Here is an 8362-nt window from a genome sequence, read left to right on the forward strand (position 1 = left end):
AGGGCTGATTTTTAATCTTGGCCCCAGCGCCAGTATTGAAGCTTTTCGCCTCGGAATTGATGGCGTTGCCATGGCAACCCCCCTTGATACCCTAAAAACCGATTTGTCCATGGGTCTCACCACGACAGAGAGCTTTACTAAAAGCATTTTTGCAGGCTCAACGGGCGTAGGTTGGTTTTGGATCAATATGGCTTACCTTGCCGGTGGCTTAGTGTTACTTAAACTCAAGGCGATCCGCTGGCATATCTCAACGGGGGTATTGGCGGGGCTCGCTATCGCCTCAAGCATTGGCTACCTGTTGGCGCCCGATACTCAAGGCAGCCCGCTATTTCACCTCTTCTCCGGTGCCACGATGTTAGCGGCGTTTTTTATCGCGACCGATCCGGTGACGGCGGCAACCAGTGCCCGTGGGCGGCTTATTTTTGGCGGCTTAATCGGTGTTTTAGTGTATGTCATCCGCACGCAAGGCGGCTATCCCGATGCCTTTGCCTTTGCGGTGTTACTCGCCAATCTGTGCGCGCCCTTTATTGACTATTATGTGCGTCCGCGCAGCTATGGTCATGCCACCGGCAACTAGGGAAGAGGAATCGATATTGAAAAATCCAATGGTTAAAAACGGCTTATTATTGGCTTTGTTCGCCTTTATGTGCACAGGTCTGGTGGCCTTGGTCAATCAGCAAACCTATGCCAACATTCAGCACCAACAGCAGCAAGAATTGCTCAAAGTGTTAGCCCAATTAATCCCCAACGATATCCATGACAATGATCTGACGGCGCAATGTACACTGCTGCAGGATAAAGCGGCGCTCGGTAGCGATAAGCCGCTGCCGGCCTATATTGCCACCAAAGACGGCACGCCCGTAGCGATCGCCATGGAAGCCATCGCTCCCGATGCCTATAACGGCACCATCAAGCTTATCGTGGGGGTCACAACTCAGGGGGAAGTGCTCGGTGTGCGTACTCTCGCCCATCAAGAAACGCCTGGGCTCGGGGATAAAATCGAGCTGCGCAAATCCGATTGGGTCCAGAGTTTTCTTGGCAAAGTGGTCAGCGCTGAGGATGATCCCCGCTGGTTAGTCAAAAAAGACGGCGGCGATTTTGATCAATTTGCCGGGGCGACAATTACCCCAAGAGCTTATGTTAAAGCGGTAAAACGGGCGGTTTGGTATTTTAAGCAACATCAAGCCGAGATTTTCAGCCAAGCGCTTAACTGTGAGGCCAACCATGACTAACTATCGCGATATCGCTTGGCAAGGGCTGTGGAAAAATAACCCCGGGCTGGTGCAACTGCTTGGGCTTTGTCCGCTCCTTGCGGTAACCGCCACGCTGACTAACGCCCTCGGCCTTGGGCTCGCCACCACCTTAGTGCTGGTGGGCTCCAATGTGCTGGTGTCTTTAGTGCGCGAAGGCGTGCCCAAGGAGATCCGCATTCCGGTGTTTGTGATGATCATCGCCGCCCTCGTGACGACAGTGCAGCTCCTGATCAATGCTTATGCCTATGGCCTGTATTTATCCTTAGGGATTTTCCTGCCGCTTATCGTCACCAACTGCATTATTATCGGCCGCGCCGAAGCCTTTGCCTCGCGTAATCCGCCCCTGAGTGCCGCCTTTGATGGCTTGATGATGGGCCTTGGGTTTACCTTAGTCCTCAGTTTACTGGGGGCAACGCGGGAAATATTAAGTCAAGGCACACTGTTTGACGGTGCAGAACAATTACTTGGCCCTTGGGCGAGCGCGTTAAGGCTGCAGGTTTGGCAGGTCGATACCCCCTTCTTATTGGCGATGTTGCCCCCTGGCGCTTTTATCGTCATGGGTCTATTAATTGCCCTTAAGAATGTGATCGATAAAAAACTCAAAGAACGTCAACCTGAACAAGCACCAGCACCCAGCGTCACTCGGGCGCGGATCACCAAAGTGGGTTAATCACTCGCCCCGTGAACCTCAGTTGACCTGCGAAACTCGCCTCTTTACCAGCGCGGGGCCGACACATCGGCCCGCCCTTTTATGCCATCGCCAAGGGATAGCTAACGGATACTATGAATCAACAAAAACGCCTTGAGATCTTACGCCGCCTGCGCCAGCACAACCCCAAACCTGAGACCGAGCTCAATTACACTAGCCCCTTTGAATTACTCGTTGCCGTGACCTTATCAGCCCAAGCGACGGATGTCAGTGTCAACAAGGCGACCGATAAGCTGTTTCCCGTGGCAAACACGCCCGCGAGTATTTACGCCCTTGGCGTCGAGGGCTTAAAGGAATACATCAAAACGATTGGCCTTTATAACAACAAGGCCATCAATGTGATTAACACCTGCAAGATCCTCATTGACCAATATCAAGGGGAAGTGCCCGAAAACCGTGAGGCCCTCGAATCCCTGCCTGGCGTGGGCCGTAAAACCGCCAATGTGGTCCTGAATACCGCCTTTGGTTGGCCAACCATCGCCGTCGATACCCACATTTTTCGCCTCGCCAATCGTAGCCAATTTGCGCCGGGTAAAAACGTGGTCGAAGTGGAAGAGAAAATGCTCAAAGTCGTCCCAGCGGAGTTTAAGGTGGATGTACACCATTGGTTTATTCTGCATGGCCGCTACACTTGCCTTGCCCGCAAACCTCGCTGCGGCAGTTGCATTATCGAAGATTTATGTGAATTTAAAGAAAAAGTCTATCCCGAGGAATAACGCCTAGGTGTTAGCACTGATCCACTTTTAAGCCGGCGTTGATGTGAGCTTGCGCCGGCCATATTGGGATAACGCATACGACATGGCCGATGTGTGAATGCTCACCGCAAACAAATCAAAGCAAACAATTCATCCCAAATAACTCATCCCAAACAACTCATCCAAAATAACTCACACAATAAGTTGCACAAGATGACTCATCTCACATCGCGCGTCTGAGTTAATCAATCTGGCAGCGCGACTTAGGGACGTTTAAGGGCGCTGTGCGCTTTTATGTTCTAATAAACTGAGCAATTCTTCATACTTAGGACCATGGCCAAATTGCGGCAAGGCGACCGCCAAGAGCACTAATCCTGCCGCAATAAAAATCTTCCATTCATGTAGCCATAGCCCTGTCGCCATCAAACCGAACAGGTCTGCAATAATGCCGAGGATAATCAGCACAATCACCGCAACTCTCACCCTTTGTGCCATCTTAACTTTGTGCTTCGCGGCGCGAATAAGCGAAAGCTCTGCTTGGGTAAAATGCATGCTCCATCTCCTTGTGAATATTATCCATTATGGTGCTAATGACAGCCTATACCATCATTAGCACCATGAACAACTCAGGATTGTTAGCGAAAATCTCGTGGTTTGCAACAAATGTCACTGCATTGCGGCAAAACGTCCTGACATCACGGCGATGCCGATCGTCAAGGCTATATACAAATATCATCACACTCGGATCCTTCACTAAAAAACGCATGGGATAACAGTGCTAAAAACCACCAGCAATGCATTTTTACCGCGGAATATGCAATTTAAAAAATATAACCTCGGGGAATTTGCTAACCAATATTCACTTTATCGAATAATTACGCATAACAAGCAGCATAGGCTAAAGCAAGCTACTGCGGTTATCCCAACCAACAGCGAAAATACCCTGGTAATTGGCCGGTCCAGCGCTTAAAGGATCGCCGAAAATTGCTGGCATCACTAAACGCCAATAAGGTGGCGATGCTATGGGCATCCTGCTGGGGCTCTGTCAGATAATAAAGCGCTTTGAGTAGCCGGGTTTCATCGGCAAGCTGGCCAAAACTGACATTCATATCTGCCAAACGACGTTTTAAGGTTGCCGGACTCATACCAAGCTTGAGCGCCAATTGCGGCAAGGTCAGATTTTCTCGCATTAACTTGCGCCGTACGCCCGCGGCTAATCCTTGACGATACCCACTGGCCACCAGCGCATAACGGGGGGATTGGAGTAACGCATGACCGGCACAAGCGAGCGATAAGGGTTCATGCATCATAGACTTAGGTAGCGACACGCAGCACAACGGTGCATCAAAGCCAATATCAGTACCCAAATACTTATAGTACAGCGCTAAATTGTGCGGCGCCGCGTAGGGAAAACGAACACTGGGATGACAGTGTTTTCCGGTCAGTTGCTTATAGGTTGCCACAAGGGAGGATAAACTTAATTCAAAGAAAAACTGGCTATGGCGCTGACTGCCCAGATCCAAACTCAGTAAAAAATGCCACTCTTTATCGCCCTCCCAACGCCAAGTTTGCAGCCAAGGTTGAGTCAGCCAATGGTATTTATACCAAAAGCGTCCAAGTGAATTAAGATCTCGGGCGCAAAACAATCCCGCCGTCAACGCACCGCTTTGGGAGGGAAGCCACAGTTGCCCCAGTAAAAAACTTAAATCGCCGCTTGGCCACAGCGCTAACGCATTATCCACCAGCGTCATAAGCTGCTTTGGACTAATCAGATGTCCGGGCTTACGAATATCCGCAATAAAAATGCCAGTACCGCGCAGCAATTTATCGCCGTCCAGTCCCCTTTGCTTAAATAGTCCCACAATGCTCGCCACCAATAACTGGCTGTCGATACATTTATCCTGCCATGTTGCTAAAGGTGTCATCTGAATATGGCCAGGTTAATATCGCTCGGCAAGGTCGACGCTTTGCCCGGCAACCGCCTCACGATGTTGCTTTTGCTGTGACATTTTTTGATTCAATTGCTTAAGTAGCTGCTGGGCTTCGGCCTGCAACTGCAATTGGCTTAACGTTAGCTGCGCCGCTCTAGGGGGCGGTAATAGCCAAACCACACTCGCCTCACACCCCAACGCACGAATACCTTGGGTTAATTGCTGCGCCATGGCGCTCACCAACGGGGCAATGGCGCCATTGAGCAACATCACAAAACTGTCACCCGCATAGCGACACACGAGATCCTGACTTCGCAATTGGCTACAGAGCCACTGGGCAACATCGGCAAGTAACCTATCCCCCTGCTCAGCCCCTTGCTGTTGATTAAATTGATGAAAATAATTGATATCCAGCATGATAAGCCCCGTAGACTGGGGTTGAGCGAGTTGTGCCACTAAATGATGCTCTAAAGCTGTGGCATCGTTAAGGAGCGTTAAGCCATCGGTCAACTGATGCTGGCGATAAAACTGCTCACGGGTTTGTAACTGCCGATTCACTATGTTCTGTTCATCACGCCAGTACCACAGCCCCATCGTCAATATCACTAAGCCTAAGGGGGTTGGCAGTTTTTCAACCCATTGATAAACAGCCAAGCCTTCCACAATAAATAGCTCGTCCAATAAATCGAGGTAACAGCCTAGACAATAACTCGCCAGTCCAAGTACCAACAACACCGTCACGCGCCCTTCTGGCCGCACTGACACTATCACCATCAACCAACACATGGCCATCATCAACAGCGCGCCTTCGGTTGCCATATCCCACCAATCCATTTGGCTAACCAGCTTTACCGAGGCGGTTTGCCAGAGTAATAGCGGTACGCTAAACAGGATCAACAAACTTAGCGCATAAACTACGGCAAGCCGAACGGAGGTAATAGGATTGGCCACTGTGTCACCTTTAAATGAAGTCATATCGTTATCTTTGATAAAGCCCATCATGCGCCACTCGGGATACCGCCGTAGCGCAGCGATGCCAAAATAGGCCTAAATACCGTAACAACCTAACGCAGCTTAATGACAATTCGGTGACGACTTAGCCGCTATCCAACAATAATCAAGCCACAGTCCCCTAGCACCATCTCGCCAACACAATCCCAACCAGCGCCCTTGAAAGCAACATAGGCGCGATACCCAAGCGGTAAATTAGCTCACAGACATTACGCCATTGAGCCAAATAATGACGGATGAGTGCGATGGCGTAAGTCCAAAGCCCAGCTTAAGCGCCAATAATGCCAACATTCGCGGTCATTTTGGCTCAGCGGTGGCTAAACATCGCCATTTTTAGCCCGCTAACCCTGCTCTGTTAATTTTTAGTCACAAATCTGACACCAAAGCCCCCTAAGGTTGCAACAACGTAACGCCGCGGCCATTCGCTAGCCGCGGATCCACTTCATTGACACATAGGAATCGACAATGCATTTTCGTACGCCTTTATCGGCTCTCACTCTCGCGATTATGGCAGCAACTTGGAGCGGCAATGCCCTTGCCGTAGGTAAACTGGAAGGCCAAGTACGCGATCATCACAGCCAACAGCCCTTAGCAGGGGCGAATGTCACCATTGAAGAACTCAAGCTGAGCCAGCAGGCTGGCCGTGATGGACGCTTCTTTTTCACCGGGCTTGCCGATGGCGAATATACCCTCTCCATCAATTATCTTGGCGCGGCAACCGCGGTGCAGAAGATTAACATCAGCGATAAACACACCACCCAAGTGAGCGTCGCCCTTAATCAAACCGAACTAGAGCACATTCGCGTCGTGGGACAACAGGGCGCCCTGAGCAAGTCGATGAACCGCCAACGCGGCGCCGATAACGTCTTAAGTGTGGTGAGCGCCGATGTGTTAGGGAATTTCCCCGATAGCAATATCAGCGAATCGCTGCAGCGGGTGCCCGGCGTGTCGATTGAACGTGATCAAGGTGAAGGCCGCTTTGTGCGCGTGCGCGGTTTAGCACCGGATTACAACTCAGTGTCAATGAATGGGACGCGCTTACCGGCACCCGAGAGTGACAGACGCGCCGTTGCACTCGATGTCATCCCCTCCGATCTGCTGCAATCGGTCGAAGTCAGTAAAACCCTCACCCCCGATATGGACGCCGATGCCCTGGGCGGCGCGATTGAAGTCAAAAGTTTATCGGCCTTTGACCGCGACGATACCTACCTTAATCTCAGCGCCGAGGCCAGTCATGAGTCGTTAACCGAAGACACCAACCCCAAACTTGCCGCGAGCTACAGCGATATTTTTAACGACAATCTGGGGGTGGCAATAGGGAGCAGTTGGTATAACCGTGACTTTGGCTCTGATAACGTCGAAACCGGTGGCGACTGGGATTTTGCCGATGACAGCGGTTTTGCCAACGCTGGGCTAACATCACTCGATCATCGGGATTACCAGATTAACCGTGAACGGTTAGCGCTGGGGATTAACCTGGATTATCGCCCAAGCGCAGATACCGATCTGTATCTACGCACCCTCTACAGCAACTTTGATGATACCGAAACCCGTAACAGCGCCAAAACGAAATGGAGTGAGCCGCAGCAAACGGGGCAATTGGGCAAAGGTAAAACCACCCGCGCCCTCAAATCGCGCAGCGAAAACCAAAATATTACCTCAGTGGTTGCGGGCGGAGAAAGCCGCATTGCACAGTGGACCCTAGACTATCAAGCCAGCCACAGCCGCGCGAGCGCCGACAAGCCACGCGATATTGCCGCCGCAAAATTTGTGCAAAAAATCCCAGACAGCGGCTTTCGCGGTAACAGTCAACCGCACATCATCGCCCCCGACAGCTATTATCAAGCCGAGAACTTTGAACTTGATGAGATTGAGCTGGCGGACACTCAAGCCAAGGACATCGTCAACAGTGTTCAACTGGATTTCAGCCGCCAATTAAGCCTGAATGACTATCCCAGCGAGATTAAAACCGGGGTAAAACTGAGTCGCCGCGATAAAACCAATCGGGAAGATATTTGGAACTATAGCGATTTAAGCGATCAAGGCGTTGCGGATGCCGACTTAATGCTAAGCCAATACACCAACCAAGAGTTGGACTACAGCCTAGGCCGCTTTGGCCCAGGCATTACGGCCGCCCCGATTTGGGCCTTAGTCAATGGCCTCGATGCCGATGCCAATCAAGATGAAGTCGAATCCACCATCAACGACTTTGATATCACCGAAAATATCGACGCCGCCTACCTGATGGGTCATATGGATATCGATAAGCTTCGGATCTTAACTGGGCTACGCCTTGAACAAAACCGTTGGGACGCTAAGGGCAATGGCTATGATGGGATCAGCGAACAATTTAGCAAAATTACCCATAGCAACAATGAAGATCATTGGCTACCGGCGCTGCACCTAACCTATCGCCACAGCGATAACACCGTACTGCGGGGCGCATGGACCAACACCTTAGTGCGGCCAACCTTTGGCCAACTGGCCCCGGGCTACTTACAAGAAGAGGATGATGGCGATATCGACTTAACCTTCGGTAACCCCAAGCTTAAGTCACTTGAATCAATGAATCTTGACGTCAGCCTTGAACACTACTTTGGTAATATTGGAGTACTGTCGATTGGAGGCTTTTATAAAGACATTCAAAACTTTATCTACCAAGCCGATTTAGCAGGGCGCGATGAGTACATCGATGCCCACAGCGCAATTACCTTTATTAACGGCGACAGCGCCTCGATTTACGGCTTAGAACTCAGTTATGTA

The 8362-nt window shown here is 50.8% G+C and carries 8 protein-coding genes; 5 read left to right on the forward strand and 3 right to left on the reverse strand.

The genetic code is table 11. The annotated features are described in order from the left end of the window. From ACRCZA_RS06585 to nth, 4 genes are all read left to right on the forward strand, one after another. Window positions 1-577: RnfABCDGE type electron transport complex subunit D (locus tag ACRCZA_RS06585; RefSeq protein ID WP_438673657.1), on the forward strand; the 577-nt coding region annotated here is incomplete at its 5' end. A gap of 16 nt (window positions 578-593) precedes the next feature. Next, complete coding sequence (rsxG, locus tag ACRCZA_RS06590; protein ID WP_438673658.1) at window positions 594-1232, forward strand: electron transport complex subunit RsxG; 639 nt, start codon at window positions 594-596, stop codon at window positions 1230-1232. Beyond that, window positions 1225-1923: an electron transport complex subunit E gene (locus tag ACRCZA_RS06595; protein WP_438673659.1), complete on the forward strand. Its 699-nt coding sequence runs from the start codon at window positions 1225-1227 to the stop codon at window positions 1921-1923. Before rsxG ends, ACRCZA_RS06595 begins: the two co-directional genes overlap by 8 nt. Before the next feature lie 113 nt (window positions 1924-2036). Further along, the gene (gene nth, locus ACRCZA_RS06600; RefSeq protein ID WP_438673660.1) at window positions 2037-2678 is read left to right on the forward strand and encodes an endonuclease III; all 642 of its coding nucleotides are present in this window, start codon (window positions 2037-2039) and stop codon (window positions 2676-2678) included. 252 nt (window positions 2679-2930) lie between these two features. On the opposite strand, the gene ACRCZA_RS06605 is transcribed toward nth, so the two are convergent. From ACRCZA_RS06605 to ACRCZA_RS06615, 3 genes are all read right to left on the reverse strand, one after another. Beyond that, a complete protein-coding gene (locus ACRCZA_RS06605) occupies window positions 2931-3209 on the reverse strand; it encodes a hypothetical protein (protein ID WP_438673661.1) in 279 nt (92 codons plus the stop codon). Window positions 3210-3574: 365 nt separating this feature from the next. Beyond that, window positions 3575-4582 (reverse strand): AraC family transcriptional regulator ligand-binding domain-containing protein, encoded by a 1008-nt coding sequence (locus ACRCZA_RS06610; protein ID WP_438673662.1) that lies wholly within the window; start codon window positions 4580-4582, stop codon window positions 3575-3577. Between the two features lie 15 nt (window positions 4583-4597). Continuing rightward, complete coding sequence (locus ACRCZA_RS06615; protein ID WP_438673663.1) at window positions 4598-5563, reverse strand: GGDEF domain-containing protein; 966 nt, start codon at window positions 5561-5563, stop codon at window positions 4598-4600. Between the two features lie 501 nt (window positions 5564-6064). Between ACRCZA_RS06615 and ACRCZA_RS06620 the strand changes: the two genes are divergently transcribed. Then, a partial coding sequence (locus ACRCZA_RS06620; protein WP_438673664.1) for a TonB-dependent receptor occupies window positions 6065-8362 on the forward strand: 2298 nt, incomplete at its 3' end.

This window comes from Shewanella sp., from assembly GCF_051658185.1.
Lineage (GTDB): Bacteria > Pseudomonadota > Gammaproteobacteria > Enterobacterales > Shewanellaceae > Shewanella.

What these genes read in the sequence shown, in the direction of transcription:
- ACRCZA_RS06610 (WP_438673662.1), bottom strand. Translation starts at nt 4,582, where the DNA reads ATGACACCTTTAGCAACATGGCAGGATAAATGTATCGACAGCCAGTTA.
- ACRCZA_RS06615 (WP_438673663.1), bottom strand. Translation starts at nt 5,563, where the DNA reads ATGACTTCATTTAAAGGTGACACAGTGGCCAATCCTATTACCTCCGTT.
- nth (WP_438673660.1), top strand. Translation starts at nt 2,037, where the DNA reads ATGAATCAACAAAAACGCCTTGAGATCTTACGCCGCCTGCGCCAGCAC.
- ACRCZA_RS06605 (WP_438673661.1), bottom strand. Translation starts at nt 3,209, where the DNA reads ATGCATTTTACCCAAGCAGAGCTTTCGCTTATTCGCGCCGCGAAGCAC.
- ACRCZA_RS06595 (WP_438673659.1), top strand. Translation starts at nt 1,225, where the DNA reads ATGACTAACTATCGCGATATCGCTTGGCAAGGGCTGTGGAAAAATAAC.